The organism is Pseudomonas profundi (assembly GCF_008638305.1).
Taxonomy (GTDB): domain Bacteria; phylum Pseudomonadota; class Gammaproteobacteria; order Pseudomonadales; family Pseudomonadaceae; genus Halopseudomonas; species Halopseudomonas profundi.
Window position 1 is genome coordinate 1 of the sequence record NZ_VTPZ01000054.1, and the last position, 347, is coordinate 347.

General features: G+C 62.8%; 1 protein-coding gene. It reads right to left on the reverse strand.

The features are described from left to right. Positions 1–116 precede the first annotated feature (116 nt). Positions 117–347: hypothetical protein (locus FZE95_RS19545; protein ID WP_223825140.1), on the reverse strand; the 231-nt coding region annotated here is incomplete at its 5' end.

Genomic DNA, 347 nt, shown 5'->3' on the forward strand with positions numbered 1-347 from the left:
AACAATCCCTATCTTGCTCTGACTCAGGAAGGATGACGCGATTCGGGCATTGATCGCCACCGTCGTGTGGCGACGATCAATGCCCCGCGAAAATTGGCAACATTTGGCGAACTGAGCTACTCGGCCCGCGCCAACTCCTGTGCAAGGAACGGAGCGGTTCTGCTGCCAGACGTTCGGGCCACCTGCTGAGGGGAGCCCGCCACCACGATGCTGCCGCCGGCAGCGCCTGCACCAGGCCCCACGTCGATCACCCAATCGGCCTGGGCCACCGCGCGCATATCGTGTTCGATCATCACTACGGTATTGCCGGCATCGACCAGGCGCTGCAACTGCACCAGCAGCCGGTC